The 19393-nt window shown below is 47.7% G+C and carries 16 protein-coding genes and 3 pseudogenes; 7 read left to right on the top strand and 12 right to left on the bottom strand.

What is annotated here, in order from left to right:
• Positions 1-11 precede the first annotated feature (11 nt).
• The 5 genes from FHS77_RS13435 to FHS77_RS13455 form a co-directional block, all read right to left on the bottom strand.
• Positions 12-845, bottom strand: coding sequence for a carbohydrate ABC transporter permease (locus FHS77_RS13435; protein WP_184224231.1), 834 nt, complete (start codon positions 843-845; stop codon positions 12-14).
• A gap of 1 nt (position 846) precedes the next feature.
• Positions 847-1719, bottom strand: coding sequence for a carbohydrate ABC transporter permease (locus tag FHS77_RS13440; RefSeq protein WP_184224233.1), 873 nt, complete (start codon positions 1717-1719; stop codon positions 847-849).
• A 174-nt stretch (positions 1720-1893) separates the two neighbouring features.
• Positions 1894-3210, bottom strand: a complete 1317-nt coding sequence (locus tag FHS77_RS13445) for an ABC transporter substrate-binding protein (protein WP_184224235.1) — start codon at positions 3208-3210, stop codon at positions 1894-1896.
• A gap of 247 nt (positions 3211-3457) precedes the next feature.
• Complete coding sequence (locus FHS77_RS13450; RefSeq protein ID WP_184224238.1) at positions 3458-4420, bottom strand: sugar-binding transcriptional regulator; 963 nt, start codon at positions 4418-4420, stop codon at positions 3458-3460.
• On the bottom strand, positions 4417-5088 hold the full coding sequence (locus FHS77_RS13455) for an HAD-IA family hydrolase (protein WP_210307142.1): 672 nt from the start codon (positions 5086-5088) through the stop codon (positions 4417-4419). The genes FHS77_RS13450 and FHS77_RS13455 overlap by 4 nt, the downstream gene beginning before the upstream one ends.
• Positions 5089-5332: 244 nt before the next feature.
• Between FHS77_RS13455 and ahpC the strand changes: the two genes are divergently transcribed.
• The 3 genes from ahpC to FHS77_RS13470 all read left to right on the top strand — a co-directional run bounded on the left by ahpC (position 5333) and on the right by FHS77_RS13470 (position 8472).
• Positions 5333-5896, top strand: coding sequence for an alkyl hydroperoxide reductase subunit C (gene ahpC, locus FHS77_RS13460; protein WP_184224240.1), 564 nt, complete (start codon positions 5333-5335; stop codon positions 5894-5896).
• An 83-nt stretch (positions 5897-5979) separates the two neighbouring features.
• The gene (ahpF, locus tag FHS77_RS13465) at positions 5980-7548 is read left to right on the top strand and encodes an alkyl hydroperoxide reductase subunit F (RefSeq protein WP_184224242.1); all 1569 of its coding nucleotides are present in this window, start codon (positions 5980-5982) and stop codon (positions 7546-7548) included.
• A 12-nt stretch (positions 7549-7560) separates the two neighbouring features.
• A complete protein-coding gene (locus FHS77_RS13470) occupies positions 7561-8472 on the top strand; it encodes a LysR substrate-binding domain-containing protein (protein ID WP_184224243.1) in 912 nt (303 codons plus the stop codon).
• Here the strand turns inward: FHS77_RS13470 and FHS77_RS13475 are convergent.
• Positions 8462-9457 (bottom strand): 3'-5' exonuclease, encoded by a 996-nt coding sequence (locus FHS77_RS13475; protein ID WP_246431337.1) that lies wholly within the window; start codon positions 9455-9457, stop codon positions 8462-8464. The two genes, FHS77_RS13470 and FHS77_RS13475, sit on opposite strands and share 11 nt — an antisense overlap.
• 436 nt (positions 9458-9893) lie before the next feature.
• Between FHS77_RS13475 and FHS77_RS13480 the strand changes: the two genes are divergently transcribed.
• Positions 9894-10763: a helix-turn-helix domain-containing protein gene (locus FHS77_RS13480; RefSeq protein WP_184224245.1), complete on the top strand. Its 870-nt coding sequence runs from the start codon at positions 9894-9896 to the stop codon at positions 10761-10763.
• Positions 10764-10831: 68 nt separating this feature from the next.
• Here the strand turns inward: FHS77_RS13480 and FHS77_RS13485 are convergent, their stop codons facing one another.
• On the bottom strand, positions 10832-12010 hold the full coding sequence (locus FHS77_RS13485; RefSeq protein WP_210307143.1) for a citrate synthase: 1179 nt from the start codon (positions 12008-12010) through the stop codon (positions 10832-10834).
• Positions 12011-12103: 93 nt separating this feature from the next.
• Between FHS77_RS13485 and FHS77_RS13490 the strand changes: the two genes are divergently transcribed.
• On the top strand, positions 12104-13195 hold the full coding sequence (locus tag FHS77_RS13490) for a citrate synthase/methylcitrate synthase (RefSeq protein WP_246431338.1): 1092 nt from the start codon (positions 12104-12106) through the stop codon (positions 13193-13195).
• 4 nt (positions 13196-13199) lie between these two features.
• Here FHS77_RS13490 and FHS77_RS13495 read toward each other — a convergent pair whose 3' ends face one another.
• A complete protein-coding gene (locus FHS77_RS13495; protein WP_184224247.1) occupies positions 13200-14021 on the bottom strand; it encodes a M55 family metallopeptidase in 822 nt (273 codons plus the stop codon).
• A 185-nt stretch (positions 14022-14206) separates the two neighbouring features.
• Here FHS77_RS13495 and FHS77_RS13500 point away from each other — a divergent pair, with 185 nt between their 5' ends.
• Positions 14207-15082 carry an SIS domain-containing protein gene (locus FHS77_RS13500; protein ID WP_184224249.1) on the top strand — a complete coding sequence of 292 codons (876 nt, stop codon included), beginning with the start codon at positions 14207-14209 and terminating at the stop codon, positions 15080-15082.
• Between the two features lie 18 nt (positions 15083-15100).
• Positions 15101-16042, top strand: coding sequence for an isoaspartyl peptidase/L-asparaginase family protein (locus FHS77_RS13505; RefSeq protein ID WP_184224251.1), 942 nt, complete (start codon positions 15101-15103; stop codon positions 16040-16042).
• A 316-nt stretch (positions 16043-16358) separates the two neighbouring features.
• Here FHS77_RS13505 and FHS77_RS13510 read toward each other — a convergent pair.
• The 4 genes and pseudogenes from FHS77_RS13510 to FHS77_RS13520 all read right to left on the bottom strand — a co-directional run.
• Positions 16359-16472: pseudogene (locus tag FHS77_RS13510) on the bottom strand (IS5/IS1182 family transposase); the annotation flags it as partial.
• Complete coding sequence (locus tag FHS77_RS16140; protein ID WP_210307144.1) at positions 16451-16780, bottom strand: transposase; 330 nt, start codon at positions 16778-16780, stop codon at positions 16451-16453. The pseudogene FHS77_RS13510 and the gene FHS77_RS16140, both read right to left, overlap by 22 nt.
• Positions 16737-17279 (bottom strand): annotated as a pseudogene (locus tag FHS77_RS16145) (IS110 family transposase); the annotation flags it as partial. The gene FHS77_RS16140 and the pseudogene FHS77_RS16145, both read right to left, overlap by 44 nt.
• Before the next feature lie 811 nt (positions 17280-18090).
• A pseudogene (locus FHS77_RS13520) lies at positions 18091-19100 on the bottom strand (IS30 family transposase).
• Positions 19101-19393 lie beyond the last annotated feature (293 nt).

Raw genomic sequence — 19393 nt, forward strand, 5'->3', positions numbered from 1 at the left:
CTTTAAACCGCTCATTTGACAGCGCCGAATGTCAGACCGCGCACCAATTGTTTCTGGCTGAACCAGCCAAGAATAAGAATAGGGGCAATGGCGAGTGTAGAAGCCGCGGAAAGTTTGGCGTAAAATAGTCCTTCAGGACTGGAGTAACTGGCAATAAAAGTTGTGAGCGGCCCCGCATTAGCGGTCGTCAGATTGAGCGTCCAGAAGCTTTCATTCCATGCAAGAATGATATTCAGCAGCAAAGTCGATGCGATACCCGGAATGGCCATTGGCGTGAGAACATAGATGATCTCGGCGCGCAGATTAGCGCCATCCATACGTGCTGCCTCCAGAATTTCCACCGGAATTTCTTTGAAATAAGTGTAAAGCATCCACACCACGATAGGCAGATTAATCAGCGTGAGTATGGCTGTGATACCGATCAGATTATCAAGCAGGCCAGCATCGCGAAACAGCATATAGATCGGTATCAGCACACCGACCGCCGGCATCATTTTGGTCGACAGCATCCACATCAGCACATCTTTGGTGCGCTTACCCGGGACAAAAGCCATCGACCATGCGGCCGGAATGGCGATGATTAAAGCAACGACAGTTGACCCAAGTGAAATAATCACTGAATTGCGGAAGTGCAGGAAGTAATTCGAGCGTTCTTGTACGACGCGGTAGCTTTCCAGTGTCCAATCGAAAAACAGGAATTTGGGCGGGCTGGCAATGGCATCGGCTTCCGTTTTGAACGACGTCAAAATGGTCCAAAGAATTGGAAAGAAAATGATCAGTGCGATGCACCATGCCAAAAGGGTGAATGCAAGATAACGTTTGGTGCTGGTGTTACGGTTGCTCATCTCACATCTCCAGATTGCGACCGATCATCCGCATCAGGAAAATCGCAACTATATTTGCTAAAATAACCGCAACGATACCGCCAGCCGAACCAAGCCCGACATCGAATTGCAGCAGTGATTGTGCGTAAACGAGATAGGTCAGATTGGTGGAAGACGTGCCGGGGCCGCCATTGGTTGTCACCAGAATTTCTGCAAAAACAGATAACAGGAAGATTGTCTGGATCAGGATAACGACGGTTGTTGCGCGCGCCAGATGCGGTAGCATGATATAATAAAACCGTGAAACAGCGCCCGCGCCGTCCATTTCGGCTGCTTCCAATTGTTCGCGGTCAAGTGATTGCAATGCGGTTAAAAGAATGAGCGTTGCAAAGGGCAGCCATTGCCACGCAACAATAATGATGATCGACAGCAACGAATATTGCGCAAGAAAATCAATCGGTGCAAAACCAAGACTGTTTGCAGCCCATCCGAATAAACCATTGACCGGATTGAAAAACATATTTTTCCATACCAATGCAGATACCGTTGGCATGATAAAGAAGGGTGCAATCACCAGCACACGAACGATGCCTTGACCGAACATCGGCTGATCCAGCAATAAAGCCAGCAAAGTGCCGCCGATTGTCGTGATTGCCAGCACGCCAAGCACTAGAATTAACGTGTTGAAGAGGGCAGGCCAGAAGGCAGGATCGGTGAAAAAATAGTGGTAGTTTTCGAAACCTGAAAAACTGACCGCATCAGGAATTAAAAGATTATAGCGAAGAAACGAAAACCAGATGGTCATGGCCAGCGGTACGATCATCCATAATAACAGCAGGATGACAGCAGGCGAAATCATCAGGCGACTTGCCGAGCGTGATGCTTGTGTGGCCATGGGTTTTTACCCTTGTCTGAACTTTCATGATTATAAACGATGACTTATCGCGTAAAAATCATAATGGAATGTCGTTGATTGCCGGAATGCACAAATGCGGTTTTCATAGCCGCATATAGCGAAAGACACGCCCCTTCATTTGACAGAAAGGGCGGGTCTTTGAATTGCTTGCGCTTACTTGATGTAACCACCGCGTGTCATTTCGCGGGTTGCCAACTGCTGTGCAGTGGCTCTGGCCGCATCGCCGGTGACACTGCCTGCAAGCGCTGCCGAAAACTGCTGTCCGACAGCTGTACCAATTGCCTGATATTCAGGGATGGCGACAAACTGGCCACCTGTATAAGGCACATCCTGAACAGATGGTTTTTGTGTATTGGCTGCCATGATTGCATCCAATGTCACTTTGGCAAATGGTGCTGCCTTCAGATATTCAGGATTTTCATAAAGTGAAGTACGGGTGCCTGGCGGTACGTTGGCAATGCCTACTTTTTTGGCAACCAGATCAAGATAGGCTTTCGATGTTGCCCAGGCGACAAATGCCTGTGCTGCATCGGCTTTCTTGGAGGTTTTTGGAATAGCAAGGTTCCAGGACCAGAGCCAGTTGCCGTGATTGTCGATGCCTTCACCGCTTGGCGATTTGGCAAAACCAACCTTATCAGCAACGGTTGAATCTTTTGGATTGGAGATGAACGAGGAAGCAACCGTCGCATCAATCCACATGCCGCATTTACCGGTCTGGAACAGTGCCAATGTTTCGTTGAAGCCATTGGAAGATGCACCTGGAGGGCCAAAATTGGTCATCAGGTCAAGATATGTATCGATGGTTTTTTTCCATTCAGGACTGTCAAACTGCGGCTTCCAGTCCATATCGAACATACGGGCGCCCATGGAGTTCGACATGGCTGGCAACAGCGCCATATTTTCACCCCAGCCAGCTTTACCACGCAGGCAGATGCCAAATACACCGGCGCCTTTGTCGGTCATTTTTTCTGCTGCTTCACGCACGAATTCCCAAGTCGGGTTTTCGGGCATTTTCAGTCCGGCTTTTTCAATAAGATCAGTGCGATACATCAGCATCGAACTTTCTGCATAAAACGGCACTGCATAAAGCTTGCCGTCCAAGCTGACGGATGCCGCAACGGCCGGCAGAATATCTGCGGCATCGTAGTCGTCACCAAGCTTTTCAAGTGGCAGAAGCCAGCCTTGTTTGGCCCAAATCGGCACCTCATAATTGCCGATCGTCAGGACGTCATATTGACCGCCCTGTGTAGCAATATCGGTCGTGACACGTTGACGAAGTACATTTTCTTCTAACGTGACCCATTCGACATCAATGTCTGGATGAAGTGCTTTAAACTCGGACATGAGACCCTGCATGCGGATCATGTCGCCATTGTTAACGGTTGCGACCGTGATGGTTTCTGCGCTTGCCGCCACCGACAATGCAGCCATAAAACCGGCGCTAACCAATCCACGTATAGTTACTGACATTTTACCCCTCCCAAGGTAATTTTGAGCAATTATTCGAACATTGATCAAATATTTGAATAATGGCGCAATTCTGTCAAGTTCTATTTCTGGAAATGCATGTAACAAAGCTGTAACCTCATACAAAAGCATAAGGAACCAAGCGCCGAGATCGCTGGATAACGGCGAAAGAACTGTTTTAAGTTTTGAATAAGCGGTAAACGCGATGGCTTGGCCGAGTCGCTTTATCCGTTACTATTATAAACGTGCACTAAAGCAGTGCTGTCGCCGTTGCTTCATCGGTCACCAGACCATTGATAATACGCCCGTTGAGTGCACCGCGTATGGCATCAATTTTACTGGCGCCTGCCGCAATGCCGACAGCTAAGCGCTCTAATCCCGGCTCCACACGTATTCCGGCCATCCGGCCATGAATTTCACTGTCAATATAATGACCATTGGCATCATAAATATGTCCGGCGACTTCACCGATCCCGCCAAGGGAGCGCACTTCGCTCAATTCTTGCTCGCTGACAAAGCCATCAAGGAAGAGGGGAGCCTGATTGTTCATTTGGCCAATGCCGACAAAAATAGCATCGGCTTTTCGCCCCAAACGATGCACTGCCTGCACTGGTTTTAAAGCAAGAAAGGCATCGCGTTCTTCGCGAGTGCTGCTGATGACAGGAACCGGCATAGGATAATGCGGAGCATTCAAACGTGATGCGATATAGAGAATAACTTCAAACATGGTCGCAGAACCATCAATTGAAATATTCCCGATCAGCGACACCAAACGATGCCGGTCGCAGGTGCCTTCCTGCAATTCATCAGACATCGCACGTAATGCGCGACCAGTGCCGACACCAATGACCTGCGGTTCTGCCCGCGCCAAAACTTTTTCAAAAAGCGAAGCCGCAGCAGCGGCTATGACACGAGCTGGATCAGCGCTTGTGCCAAGCATGGGCGCAACACGACATTCAATAAGCCCGTAACGATCACGCAATCGGGCTTCTAATTCCAGACAAGCCGCAAGCGGATGTTCAAGCCTTACTTTAATCAAGCCATTGGCAACAGCACGGCTGACAAGACGCTGTGCGCGTTGGCGCGAGATACCCATTTCGGCAGCAATCTGGTCTTGTGTCATGCCGCCCGCATAATAAAGCCAACCTGCACGTGCAACAGCATCGTCGGATTTCAAATCGATATCAGGTCGGTTTATCGGGGCAGCACTCATTGAAATTTCTGTTCTAATAATCGCTGAAAATTTGAAAAATCATCAAACCGGAAGTCAGGCCGTGCATCATCCGATTCGTAAAGATCCTGTCCTTTCATATGACTTCCACCCGTAAAGCGCCAGACTTTCATACCCGCAGCACGCGCAGCCCGTATACCGTTGAGGCTGTCTTCAATCACAAGGCAACGCTCTGGTAAGACCTTCATCTTGGCGGCGGCATGAAGGAAAAGATCGGGCGCAGGTTTACCGTTTGCAACCATGCTGGCGGTAAAAAGCCGATCAGCTGCCAAGTGACGCAAACCGGTCAGCTCCAGTGATTTTTCGGCACGGGGCAAACTGGATGAAGTGGCCACGCACCATGGTAAAGTGACACTACGCAACACCTGCTCAACAGCTGGAATGACTTCCAGCATTGTATCAAAGGTTTTTAAAAGCTGCTCGCGATACTGATCTTCAAAGGAAGGAGGCAATTCGATGCCGAAATCAGAACGAATGGTAGAAAACACCGTTGGATAACTGCGTCCCAGAAAATGTTTTGCCACATAATTGCGATCGATATCGATGCCGATTTTCGAGAGTTCTTTGATCAGCATTGTGGCGCTGATAATTTCACTATCAATTAATACGCCATCACAATCAAAAATGATGAGATCAATAATTTTGCCCACCTCGTCCCCTGATATCCTGACCAAAGACTACAGCATGTCGTGTAAAATGCGAAAGGCAAATAATCTGCCATAAGTCATGAAAAACACGTTGTTTTTTGGCATAGTTTTCCAACGATATGCCCCTATATCGAATTTCTTTTTTTTGATAGGTAAAAGCTATCAATAAAAGAATTTTAATTGATTTGGAAAATTGCAGAATAACCACTATATGCACTGCAGACACCATTCTGATAGGAGTGCATTAATGGCAAACGTAAATACACAGATCAAACCTTTCCTCGCGCAGGCCTACCGTCAGGGCAAGTTCATTTCCGTGACTGAAGAAGATGTATTGGGCAAATGGGCCGTCTTTTTCTTCTATCCTGCCGACTTCACTTTTGTTTGCCCGACAGAATTAGGTGACGTTGCAGATCATTATGAAGAACTGCAGAAAATGGGTGTGGAAGTTTATTCCGTGTCAACCGACACACATTTCACCCACAAAGCATGGCACGATTCTTCCGAAACAATCGGCAAAATCAACTACACCATGCTTGGCGATCCAAGCGGTGTTGTAACCAACAATTTTGGCGTTATGCGTGAAGGTCAGGGTCTTGCAGACCGTGCAACTTTCATCGTTGATCCGGATGGTATCATTCAGGCTATGGAAATTACCGCTGAAGGTATTGGCCGTGATGCGTCTGATCTGGTTCGTAAAATCAAAGCTGCGCAGTATGTTCGCGCGCATCCAGGTGAAGTTTGCCCTGCAAAATGGCAGGAAGGCGAAGCAACTCTTGCTCCTTCACTCGATCTGGTTGGCAAAATCTAATTTTGTTCAAACATTAAAACTCAGGCGGCTGGCTCCCACAGCCGCCTGATGACTGCCATCGTTTTTTTGTAGAGGAATAAAGTATGCTCGATACGAACTTGAAAACCCAGCTCAAGGGCTATCTGGAACGTTTGGTTCGTCCGGTTGAAATCACGGCTTTTACCGGTGAGGATGCTAAATCACGCGAGCTGATGCAGCTTCTTGAACAAATTCGCGAACAGTCCGATAAAATTACCATCAAGCATGGCGAAATTGCAGGGGCGCGTATTCCCTCTTTCGCACTCAATGCGCCAGATGAAGATATTCATCTGACTTTTGCCGGTTTGCCGCTTGGCCATGAATTTACGTCACTGGTTCTGGCGCTGCTTCAGGTTGGTGGTTATCCGCCAAAGGTTGAGCAGGCGCTGATTGATCAGATCCGTAATTTAAAAGGCAATTTCCGTTTCGAAACCTATTATTCGCTGTCGTGCCAGAACTGCCCGGACGTGGTGCAGGCGCTGAATTTGATGGCTGTTCTTAACCCTGGCATTGAGCATGTCGCAATAGACGGTGCTCTGTTTCAGGAAGAAGTTTCTGAGCGTCAGGTTATGTCTGTCCCGTCGATTTTCCTCAACGGCGAAGTATTTGGCTCCGGCCGTATGGGTGCTGAAGAAATTCTGGCTAAAATTGATACTGGTGCCGGTGCGCGCGCTGTGGAAGCAATCAACGAACAAGCACCGTTTGATGTGCTGATTGTTGGTGGCGGTCCTGCCGGTGCGGCAGCTGCCGTTTATGCGGCACGAAAAGGTATCCGCACTGGTGTTGTGGCTGAGCGCTTTGGCGGTCAGGTATTGGATACGATGTCGATCGAAAACCTGATTTCTGTTCCGCATACGGAAGGGCCAAAGCTTGCCCGTGCGCTGGAAGAACATGTTCGCCAGTATGACGCAGAAATTATCAACGGCCAGCAGGCTGTGAAGCTTGAGCAGATTTCAGCTGGTTTTAAAGTAACACTGGCATCAGGCGCAAGCTTGACAGGCACTTCCGTGATTTTGTCGACTGGTGCGCGCTGGCGCAAGATGAATGTGCCGGGTGAACAGGACTATATCAATAAAGGCGTTGCCTTCTGCCCGCATTGCGACGGCCCTTTGTTTAAAGGCAAGAAGATTGCCGTGATCGGTGGCGGTAATTCGGGTGTGGAAGCAGCCATTGATCTGGCAGGTCTTGTCAGCCACGTCACATTGATTGAATATGATAAAGTTCTGCGTGCGGATGATGTGCTTCAGCGTAAGCTGAAAAGCCTCCCGAATGTTACAATTTTGACCTCTGCCAAAACCACTGAAGTGACCGGCGACGGCAAGCGCGTCAACGGCTTGGTCTATGAAGATCGTAACAGCGGTGAAGTGCATAAACTTGCGCTGGAAGGCATATTTGTACAGATCGGTCTCGTGCCGAACACTGAATGGCTTAAAGATACATTGTCGCTGAATGAACGCGGTGAAATCATTACTGATATTTACGGTTCCACCTCAGTGCCGGGTGTGTTTGCTGCGGGGGATTGCACCATTGCGCCTTATAAGCAAATCGTGATTGCAATGGGTGAAGGTTCGAGAGCATCACTTTCTGCTTTTGATTATCTGATCCGTTTGCCAGCGGAGGAAAAGGCGGCTTAAGGCCGGCTTATTATGAACCTTCGTGATCTGGAATATATAGTTGCGCTGGCTAAACAGCGCAACTTTCACCGTGCTGCCGAAAGCTGTTTTGTCAGTCAACCAACATTATCGACACAAATTCGTAAACTTGAAGAAGAGCTCGGCGTTGCTTTATTCGAGCGTTTGCCGCGCGGTATTATTTTAACGCAAGCCGGTGAGGCTGCGGTCAAGCGGGCGCGCACTGTCCTTCATGAAGTGGCACAAATACGTGAAGAGGCGGAAGCTTACGCCAAATCAGGCACACAACGCTTGCATTTAGGCGTGTTTCCCACTCTTGGGCCTTATCTTTTACCCCATGTCGTGACACGCTTCATTCGTAGTTTTCCTTCAATGGAAATTTTACTGACGGAAGAAAAAAGTCCTGTTCTCATCCAGCGCTTGCTTGATGGGCAGATTGATGCCGCTTTATTGGCTTTACCTGTCGATTATCCGCAGCTGACAGGTGTTAAGCTTTTTCACGAGCCGTTCCGGCTGGCGGTGCCAGCTAAAGACGCGATGGCCAACAATGAAAAATTGTCATCAAGTGCTTTATTTGGGCAGCGCGTTTTGTTGTTGGAAGAAGGGCATTGCCTGCGCGATCAGGCATTGGCGCTGTGTCATCGCTATGGCGCGCATGAATATGACGATTTTCGCGGCACCAGCCTTGAAACATTACGGCAGATGGTTATTGCCGGCATGGGGCTGACATTGCTGCCGAAATTGGCTTGCGGCAAGCAAGTTACCGACCCAGAAATTTCTTATCTGCCACTGGAATCGGATGATTTTCAGCGTGAAATCGGTTTGTTTTGGCGTAGTTCGAGTAAAAAGAACGATTTCATGCGCAAATTTTCTGCTTTAATTACGGATGTTGCGGCTGAAATCATGGACATGCCGCTTAAGCCTTGAACCGTTCCACCGCAGTTAAACGTATCGACAGTGGCTCGGCCTCTTTCCAGCGATAAATATCTGTGCGCAGGTAATCCAGCTCAGCCGCATAGTCACTCTCGTCTACTTCCGTCCACCACGCTTTCGGGCGTCCATCCGTGCCGTCAGACCAACGATAGCCTCTTTTCTTTAAATGATCTTTTAAATCAAACGGGCTGTTTTCGGCATAAATGCGGATGCGTGATTTGCGGCTTGCTTGTAATAGTTCGGCAAAGGGAATTGTTTTTTTGCGTCCGACTGGTTGCAGCATAACTTCCAATAAAGCATGGCAATCATCAGTCGCGCGGTGCCCGTTATGAAAAAGCCCCGCTTGCCCGACTAAATAGCCAAGCTTGCTGCCCTCAAAGCCAAGATCAGCCCATCTAATTTCAGCAACAGAACAAGCCCATGCCTTTGATGCAAAGAGGGGGGAGAGTTTTTCGCAAAATGGCCGGTCAAATTTGGCATTATGGGCAATGATTAAATCTGCAGGTGCAATCATGGCCTCGATTGCTTTAATGTCGAGTACTTGTCCTTGTACCATTTCATTGGTGATGCCTGTAATGCGGGTAATCTCGGCAGGTATCGGAGTTGTTGGCTGCTGCAAACCGTTGAACACACCAACAACATCACCAAAACTACCGTCATCATTATAGGTAAAGGCTACAGCACCAAATTCGATGACCTGATCTGTTTGGTGGCTCAGGCCGGTTGTTTCCGTATCAATGACAATGGCCAATCTTTCAAACAGGCTGTCTTGTCGTTCAATAATGGGGCGTGGCGTAAGCTGGCGCAGAATGCGAAAGCGTCCCGTCTTTTCTAATCGGCGCGCCATCAGCTCATCAAAATCCTCAGCTTTGGTTTTTTGGGGATTAATCCGTCTCGAGGGTTCTGATTGTTTATGATGTGGCTGAGCCTCAAACATATCAATCTGGCTGGAAAACGGCTTCATTTTAAGAGCTTTCATGTCAGTAAACGGCGCGTCATTTTTACAGAAACGGCTCTATAGCACGAATATGTTATGTTTGAGACAGATAAGATATTCATATGTAAGCCTGTAAAATCGTCTAGGTTATTTCCTGATATTTTTATAAATTCTGATGAGTAATTAATAATATGGACGATTATACAACAAAATTTGCATATATTTATATCAGTTTTGTAAAATGCAATTTATGAATATATGTAAGACCATAGCCATATTAATTTATGGCACTCAATTTTGCATTTAATTTGACATAAATGCGAAGCAAGGACAGCCTATTGTATGTTTGTGAGGAATAATGCATTTTGATGCTAATAATGCTCTATATAGCATGAATTGCGAGCCAGAATAGCAAGGTCAATTCGCAACCAAGCTGAGCTCTCCGGATGTATATTCAGTTAAGCAAACTTCAGTATTTATGAATAAAGATGTTCATATTCTTTGTTCAAGCGAAGATATCGCGCAATCTTCAACCGTTTGCCTCGCATTAACAGAAGAGTTACCGCACCATTTCACTTATGGAGCAGGTTCTGGTTTATGGTTCATTATGCCATTAAATACAGCGCATGTTAAAGTTAGATTTAACGATATTGAAGAGAGCCTGACTATATTACCTAGTGATGTTTTTATTAACAGCAATCAGGCACCTATTGAGGTTCACTTACAAAACCCCATCAAAGCATTCCATGTTTTTATTAAAAACATTTTGGTAGAGGAAGTGACAGAAAAATTCTACCAGTCGGGTAAGTGTAAAATTTTATTGCCGGCTAATATTGTCAGAAGTAATTCAACAACGAGTGTACTTATTCAATCGTTACGGGAAGTTTTAAAAAGCTTTTCCCCTAAAAGTGAACTTTTGATGGAATATACTGCCCGCTCATTAATTGTCGATTTTTTACAAAAATTTACAGAAGAGACAGTTGAACCAAGTTTTGATTGCATTGAAGAGACATTGAATCCAAGTCAATTAAAACGTGTATTGGAATATATTGACAACAAGCTTGCAAGCAGCATCAGAACCAATGATCTGGCAGCGATTGCTGGCGTGAGCCGTACCAATTTCATCAAACGCTTTAATACATCTATGCACTACACACCTGCGCGTTATATATTTTTAACGCGGATTAAACGTGCACGTAAGTTGCTAAAACAATCGGATTTATCCATTTCCTTCATCGCAAGTGCTTGCGGATTTTCAGATGTCGCACATCTGTCCACGTCCTTTAGACGTGAAACAGGTGTGACGCCTAGCGTCTATCGTAAAGCGCGTAACCTTGACGAATATTGAGATATTTTCATTTATAAATGCACAATTAAAATATCTAATCTGCTGTTATAAAGTAGAAAACATTAACATCATCTCACATATTGCGCGCGCGGGCGGATGAGTTTTCCATCTTGCTTTTGCTCTAAGGCATGAGCGATCCATCCGACTGTGCGGGCAATCGCAAAAAGCACCAGGGCACTGCCAACGGGTAAGTTTAAGCTCCGGCGCAAGCTTACCAGTGCGACATCACAAGTCGGTAATTGTCCGGTCATTTCATACATGCATTGTAATAGTTCGACACGCCGTTCATCCGCGGGTAAATACGAAAGAATACCGATGGCGCGAGGGTCTCCATCCGGATAGAGCGGATGATAAAAACCTGGTACAGTCTCACCACGACGCAAACGCTCATGAATAAGTCTTTTAGTATCTCCCTTTCGCTCCAACTCATCAAATAATAACTCGACCAAGCTGGTCATGCCACCATGCAAAGGGCCACTTAAAGCCGATAAGCCGGCATTTAAACATGCGCCGAGTGAGGCGCCGGTTGATGCAACAACACGAACAGTAAAAGCCGAGGCATTGAGCTCATGATCGGCAAGCAATACCAGCGCACGCCGGATAATATCTGCGCCTTCCGCATCGGTTTTCCACTTTTCAGCCAGAGACAAGTGAACGGGAAGCGTATCTGGCTGCGATGCCGTGCAGACGCCTGTGATAGCTTGCAGCAAACAGGCTGCATCTTGCACCAGACGGCGATGGTCACGTCCCCAAACCGGCATTTGCCCAGCCCCGACATATGGAAGCAATGACTGACATCGTTCAATCAATGGTAATGATTGAGCATTCAAAAGAACGTCCCTAGGCCATGATGCCGGACCAGAGCGTTGTGTGCTGAACGGATCAAAGTCGGCGCATTCCCATAGCAAGCAGGCGATGTTTTCTAATGTGGACGATTGAGATAAAATGAGCGCGTCCTGCCCGCGATAGGTTAAGTGCCCCGCATCAATTTCAGTAATTGAAGTTTTCAGAACGGGTAACCCCCAGTCGAGCGTTGTCGCTGCAACTTGCGTGGGGCGGCGCCCAACCGTTTTTCTTTTTTTCAAAGCCGCAATATCATGCGCGCTATAAAGCTTCCGACGCGGGTCATTCTCTACATTGCTTGTCTGGATTAATCCGCGGCTAACATAGGCATAAAGACTTGCACGACTGATGCCAAGTTCAGCTGCGGCCATCTCGGCAGTGATGAATTTTTCCGTTGCCTGCATGAAACCCCACATTGATTATCTTAATCAAGATTGACGATATATAATCAAGCAATCATCCTCAAGGCAGATTTTATCAATATGAGGAAAGTCAATATGACAATCGAATCTGCTCTTGTGAATGACATGTCTGGCTCTGGCCTTGATAATGTAGTGGCTGCTGAAACCATACTTAGCCATGTAGATGGCAATGCTGGTCAATTGATCATTCGCGGTTATCACTTAGCTGAATTAGCGAGCTGGACTTTCGAGCAAGTGCTGGAACTTTTGTGGTCAGGACAAACTGCCAATACCATGACGGCAACAGACATACGTATGCAACTGGCAGGGGCACGAGAGCGGGCATTTGCGTTAATACAACCGCAAACGAGGGCACTCACACCCGTAGAGGCACTGAGATTACAATTATCCGCACTGTCGGATACAGAAACCTGTCCGCATTACATCATGGCGGTGGCTGCGGTTCCCGTATTTACGGCAGCAACCATCCGAATGAAGCAAGGACTTGCACCCATTGCACCCGATCCCTCGCTTGGACATTCAGCCGACTTTTTATATATGTTGAGCGGAGTGATACCGTCCGTTGAACAGATTAAAGCATTAGATACTTATCTGACGACCGTATCAGATCATGGTTTGAATGCATCAACCTTTACTGCGCGCGTTATAGCCTCAACAGAAGCAGGGCTTTTTTCATCTGTGATTGGTGCGCTTTGCGCTCTGAAGGGGCCTTTGCATGGCGGCGCACCTGGCCCTGTGCTGGATATGCTGGATGCAATCGGAGAGAAAGCTAATATAAAAACATGGCTGCGGGACAGGTTAGAGCGTGGGGAGCGCCTGATGGGGTTTGGCCACCGTATTTATCGTGTGCGCGATCCGCGTGCAGACGTATTGAAAGAGGCAGTATCTGCGCTGCAGGATGGTTCTGACCGAATTCTATTTGCCGGCCAGGTAGAACAGGCAGCACTTGCTCTATTAGAAGTTAAAAAGCCGCTTCGTTCGCTGCAAACTAATGTCGAATTTTATACAGCTCTGGTGTTGGAAGCTGTAGGTTTTCCACGTGATAGTTTTACTAATGTTTTTGCGGCAGGGCGCATGGCAGGATGGACGGCTCATGTGCTTGAGCAGGAGAGGTTAGGGCGACTTATCCGCCCGCAATCAAACTATATCGGACCGTCGCCCCGTTAGTTTTTCATCTCACACTCGCAGAAAGACCTGAGAGAACACCCATCCAGCCAACAGCTTCGGCCACATTGGCGCAATCAAAGCTAATCGTGGTCGCATCTGTGCGTTTTGCACATGGGATAATCGCCATCTGATCGGCAAGCAGAGGCGAATTCATGATAAACTCGGCATGGATGCGTCCGGTAAATGGTTTCCACGCTTTTAGTTCATTTTTACGCTCAACAGCTTTTTGTGCTAAATCGCGGATCAGAGCGCGGGCATTATGCACAGACATCTGACGGGCAGCGCGGTTGCCGAGAGCCGCTTTAACACTTGCAAATTCTGCATTCGGAAAGAACAGGCGGTTTTCTAATTCGGTTTGATCATCGCCGCTGATCAAGGCAACAGGCACGCCCAACTCACCAGCATAAGCACCATAAAAACCGGGCTCACCGACGATTTGTCCGTTCAGTTTAATCGTTCTGAATGCAAAACCATTGGTAGTATGCGCCAGCACACCATATTGCGCTGCACTTGCATGGTGGCCGGTGAAAAACAGCATATCAAAACTTTGATCCAGACCGGCTGCCATGTTAAATTTTTTAGGGCGGCCGAGAATAAGTTCGGCTGCAGGGTTAAGCATTTCCGGAATGATATTGACCATTGGCCCATGAGAGTCATTGACCAGAATATAGTCTGCACCACCCGCTAATGCGCCTTCTATGGCAGCGTTAACTTCTTCTGTCATCAGGCGACGTGCGCGCTCATATTCAGGATTTCCAGGTTGCCCTTGTTGTGCTGTCACTACACCTGCGACACCTTCAATATCCGCTGAAATATAAACTCTCATATCATCCCTCCTGTAGTACTCACATTTTGGGTACAGCAAATTGAGCTAAAAATTCAACATGCTAATCACAATGCTAATCTCAATGCTAATCTCAATGCTGATTATATCGCATATAGATTGAAAAAAGATTTTCATATTATTTTATTTTTGATAGAATTATTTTCATTCCCTACAGGAGGAAATTTGTGTCACTGGCCGTACTCATCGAAGCGCAATGGTTAAATTTAACAGCTAATCAGCAAAAAATTGCTGATTTCGTGCTGACCAATCCTTTTCCGGTTGCCACAATGGGTATTGAAGATCTTGCCAGCGCAACCGGAACTTCTTCTGCAACTATTACTCGTTTTGTTAAAGCGCTCGGTCTCAATGGTTATGCGGAGTTTCGCAACCATGCTGTGCAGGGCTATCAATCTTTGCTGAAACCCGTCAAAAATGTCGAGCGTGCTCAGCATGTACCAACTCAGCGTGTGGTTGAGGATTCCTTTACCAATGCCGTAAAATTGCTGGAAACTATATCGGGTCAAGTGCATAATCCTGTTTGGGAAAGCACAGCCCAACGGATATTGAATGCGCAACGTATTGCATTTTTAGGTTTTGGCATCAGCGCTAATTTATTGCAGCTTTTTGCCGATAGATTGCTGCCTTTCAGCCGCGCTCAAATGATGCTGACCGGTGATTGCGGCTTAGAACGCGTTGCTATTAAGGCAGCAGGGCTTACCCCTGATGATCTGCTCATTGCGATGGCTTTGCCGCGCTATTCTCAAGCTACCGTTGACTTTATGAAAATCGCTCGCGGGCGTGGCACCTATTGCGTCGCCATTACAGATGGCGACAGCTCGCCTTTATGTGCTCTCAGTGATGAGCAGATTTTCATACCGGCAGAGCATCCTGTACTGCATGGCTCAGGTATTGCTGCATTGGCTGTTTTTGAGGCCATTCTCGCTATTTTGACGGCACATCATCAGACGGTCACTGATGCCGTGGCGCTCACCCGTTTTCTCATGCCTTACTTTTATGCGGATGATGTTCAGCATTCGCAAAGCAAACCCACGATCTCTTAAAACCATCTGAGGAATATGATGTCTGAAACAACCCCTGTAATTGCACTTCATGGTGGCGCAGGAACAATTCTGAAAGCCAATATGACACCAGAGCGTGAAGCCGAATATCATGCCGGCTTAAAAGCTTGCTTGGAAGCAGGCCTTAACATTCTCAAGCAAGGCGGCAGTGCACTTGATGCCGCAACTGCGGCAGTAATGGCACTGGAAGACGATCCGCTTTTCAATGCTGGTCGCGGTGCAGTTTTCACCACAGATGCAACCCATGAAATGGACGCGGCAGTGATGGATGGCGCAACTCGTCGTTGCGGTGCAATTACCGGTATTTGCGGGCCAAGACATCCTGTGCTGGCTGCACGCGCAGTGATGGAAAAAACCGAGCATGTGTTCCTTGCAGGTGAAGGCGCTAAGCGCTTTTGTGAAAATGCTGATCTGGAAATGATGGAACCTGAATGGTTTTCCACTCAGCAGCGTCTCGATGCTTTAAATGCTGAAATGGAACGTCGCCGTTTAGGCCTTGCCGATGATGGTGATCCGGCACGCAAGCACGGAACTGTGGGTGCCGTTGCGCTTGATAAACATGGTCATATAGCAGCTGCAACATCGACTGGTGGTATGACGGCAAAAACACCAGGCCGTGTCGGTGACAGTCCGGTTATTGGCGCCGGCACATGGGCAGATGATAAAACCGCCGCCATTTCTGCAACCGGCCATGGTGAATATTTCATCCGCTGGGCAGTTGGCCATGAAATTGATGCACGCATGCGTTGGGCTGGGCAGAGTCTTGCTCAGGCTGCAGGCGATGTTGTGCAGGAACTTGGCGAACTTGGTGGCTCCGGCGGTTTGATTGCGGTTGATGCTAAAGGTAATATCGAATTACCGTTCAATAGCCCGGGCATGTACCGCGCTTGGTGTGGTGCTGACGGTGTTATCCATACCGGCATTTACGGCAAGCAAGACTAATTTATCTTTATTATATCCCTCCGCAGAATATATGCGGAGGGATTTTTATGAACCTGTGTGAAGCTTAGCCAATAATTCTTCTTGATGAGTTTATGTTGATAGTATGACGGGTGGCGAGAATTTTTAAGAACGCGGCTCAAAATTCTATATTCGCGATACGGAGTGTCATTCTTCTGATTAGACTGGCCCCGATAAAATGGAGGGATTTTCTGTCAATATTTGAGTGAACAGGAGAACCTTATGAGTAAGAACAAGCGACCAGTTATTACGTATGATTTCAAGAATGAGGCTTGTCCTGCTTACTGTGTCAAGTGGCAGGAACAACACGCCAGCGACAACCGACCTTGAGAACATGCGAGATACCAGAGATCACGCGCCGATCATCAACTCGTCGTGTATCTGTCTTTGTCAAGAGTGATATGGAAGCCAATTACGCCCTTCACGCAGCAATGTGTTTGCCAGAATAACGATGCGGCGCATAACGGCAGCAGTGGCAACCTTCTTCGCTTTGCCGGCCATCAGCATCTCTTGGTATTTTTGATGAAGATCACTGTTAAAGCGGATCGCGACGAGCGCAGGCATATAAGTTGCTCTTCGGCGCGATGATCGTCCGCTGGTTATCCGTTCCTTACCCTGCCATTTTCCAGACTGCTGCGTCATCGGAGCCAAACCAGCCAAAGCGGCGGTCTTTTTGCTATCCAGATGTCCAAGTTCGGGCATGTCGATCAACATCGTCATCGCGGTTAACCTGCCAATTCCTGGAATAGTCATTAAATGGCAGAGTGCGTTTTTCGAGGGTTCCGCGTTGCTTGGCGATCTGTGCCATCACTGCGTCCAGTGTATGAATAGCGGCGATAATGTCATTGATACAGCGATGGAGTTGCTCACGAATGAGCGAATTGAGCGCTGTAGCGAGGCGCGTCTTCGCTGTAATCTGATCTTTAACCAGTGCGCGACGTGCAGTCAGTAACTCTCTGAGATCATGAACATCTTCGCCCTGCACGCCTTGTGGTGCCAGATCGAGAACGATACCCATGCGTGCTAGCATTTTAGCATCGACGGTGTCGGTTTTGGCCAGTCGACCAATCGCCTGCACAAATCTGCGAGTTTGTTTGGGATTGACTTTGATGAAGCGTAATTCTGCCAGGCTGAGATGTCGCTCAAGACCACGATGATAGGCACCCGTCGCCTCGAAGGCAACCAACACATCTTCAATTTGCTTAATCCAGACGCATAACTGTGCAAAACCTTATGCCGTGTTAGCTATGCAGCGCGCCTTATCACGAGAGAGCCAAAAAGCGTCCAGACGGTCTTTCGACACATCAATCCAAATGGTATCCTTGGCCATCTTTTCTATCTACCTTTACTTGTCGTTCGGACCCGCAGCCCACGTATCCGTTCAGGACGTCAGAAAAAGGCGGAGGCTCATCAAACTCGACCGCAGCCCTTCAGGACCATGCTCCGTACGATGCCACCTACGCCGCGACCCCGCAGTTTGGAGTGCTTGGTAGCCGCTCCTTTTATCTCAAGGAGCCCAAGATACTCATAAGACAAGGTACGGGGTGGTTATTGGGTAAAATCTGGTTCGATTACATTCCATGCAGCATCTGAAAGCCAGAAAAGATCGCTCATGATAAGCCTTCCGCTGTCAAAACCTAAAAATCAATTAAAACACGCAATAAAGACAATTGTTTGATCAGATCTCCATTCTATCAGGGTTGACAGGTAAATGGATGCCCGACCTGCTCAAACAGGTTGCAGACGTAAAATAATGAAACAGGCTGTCAGCGTTTGTTAAGCTGGCAGGCCGCTCAGAATAAATAATAAAACCATATCAGGGGGGAGGAGGAGCCAATGTCCTTGCTATGGCAGCGGATAAAACCGGCGGCACACAAAATCGCTGTCTTCGATATGTTTATGGTTCTTGCAATTTTTATCTATTGCGTTGCAATGAGTCACGTAGGTCGTCCCAGTCATGGTTTGCCCATAAGTCGCATCTGTATATTACCTTGTGAATTCATGCCGAAGCGCGACTTTGTGGTTCGAGTTTACGTATAACGATGTCTGTTTGCGATTAATTTTTGCCGAAAGACTTGTGCAGGCGTTTTGTATCCCAAACATTTACGCGGCGTATTGTTGAGGCGGTTGCAAATGAATGCCAGATCGCGGTTGCTTAGCGTCAGCGGATCGATGTCTCTGGGGAGCCAGCGCCTTGTTCGTCTGTTGGTGTTTTCAACGGTTCCTTTTTGCCAGGGTGATTGCGGATCACAAAACCATGTCTGCGATCCAATACCGGCTTGCAAATAGGCCCATTCTGCAAACTCGGTGCCGCGATCAAACGTGATAGACCGACGCGCCATTTGGGGTAGGGGTTGGAGTGCTCTAATCACCCCATCCATGACTGGTCGTGACTGGCGATCGTTGTTACGCAACAAAACTGTAAAACGGCTAACTCGCTCGACCAGAGACGTCACATTGGCCTTGCCGAATTTCTTACGAAACTGGATTAGCTCACATTCCCAATGCCCAAACTGTTTACGTCTAGCAACCATGTCCGGGCGGTGTAGAATGCTAAATTCGGGGGGAAACGACGCCCATGACGCCGTCTGGCATGACGCGGTCGTCGTCTGGTGCGGCGCTCAGGCAGATATTTCCAGAGCTCATTTTTTCGACCATCGGCAGAATACACAAACTGATAGATGGTTTCATGACTGACAGAGATGGGATGGCGCTCCAAGCGCATTCTCCCAGCAATTTATTGCGGCGACCATCCACTACTTATGTGCTCGACCACGGACTTACGCAAATGATCAAAGCGGATCAGTTTCCGTTGCTTTGAACGCCGCTCGCGAGCTTTTTGATCAGCGATCGTGCAATAATAACCGCGCAGATCTGTGATCTCAACATCGTTAAACTGATTACTTTTGAGTTCACGGAAAATCGTGGCACGATGGCGACCCAGTTTCTCAGCAATAACGTCAACGGAGAGCTTCGCACTACGCCAGCGTGCTATTTTACGGCGTTCATCCAGATCAATATGCGAGTAGGTGCGTTCCATGACGAGTTCCTTGCATTGGATAACTCATTGTTATCATTTGCAAGTCGCACTTCAAGCTTGAACCCACCCTCATCGTAGCTCTTGGGGCGGTAATCTATATTATGGAACTATAAGATTATAAATCTGATAATCTATGATCAAGGTGCGCGGGTTGTGTCACAAAATTTTCAGTAAATTAAGAGCGTGCTTATCATTGCCTATCCCGAAATCAAATGGCAAGCTACGACCATTGGGTATTCCGACCCTGACAGACCGCATTGTCCAACGCGCCATGCTGATGGCTATGGAGCCTA

The sequence above is a fragment of the Paenochrobactrum gallinarii genome (assembly GCF_014205685.1).
In the GTDB taxonomy this organism is placed as follows: Bacteria; Pseudomonadota; Alphaproteobacteria; order Rhizobiales; family Rhizobiaceae; genus Paenochrobactrum; species Paenochrobactrum gallinarii.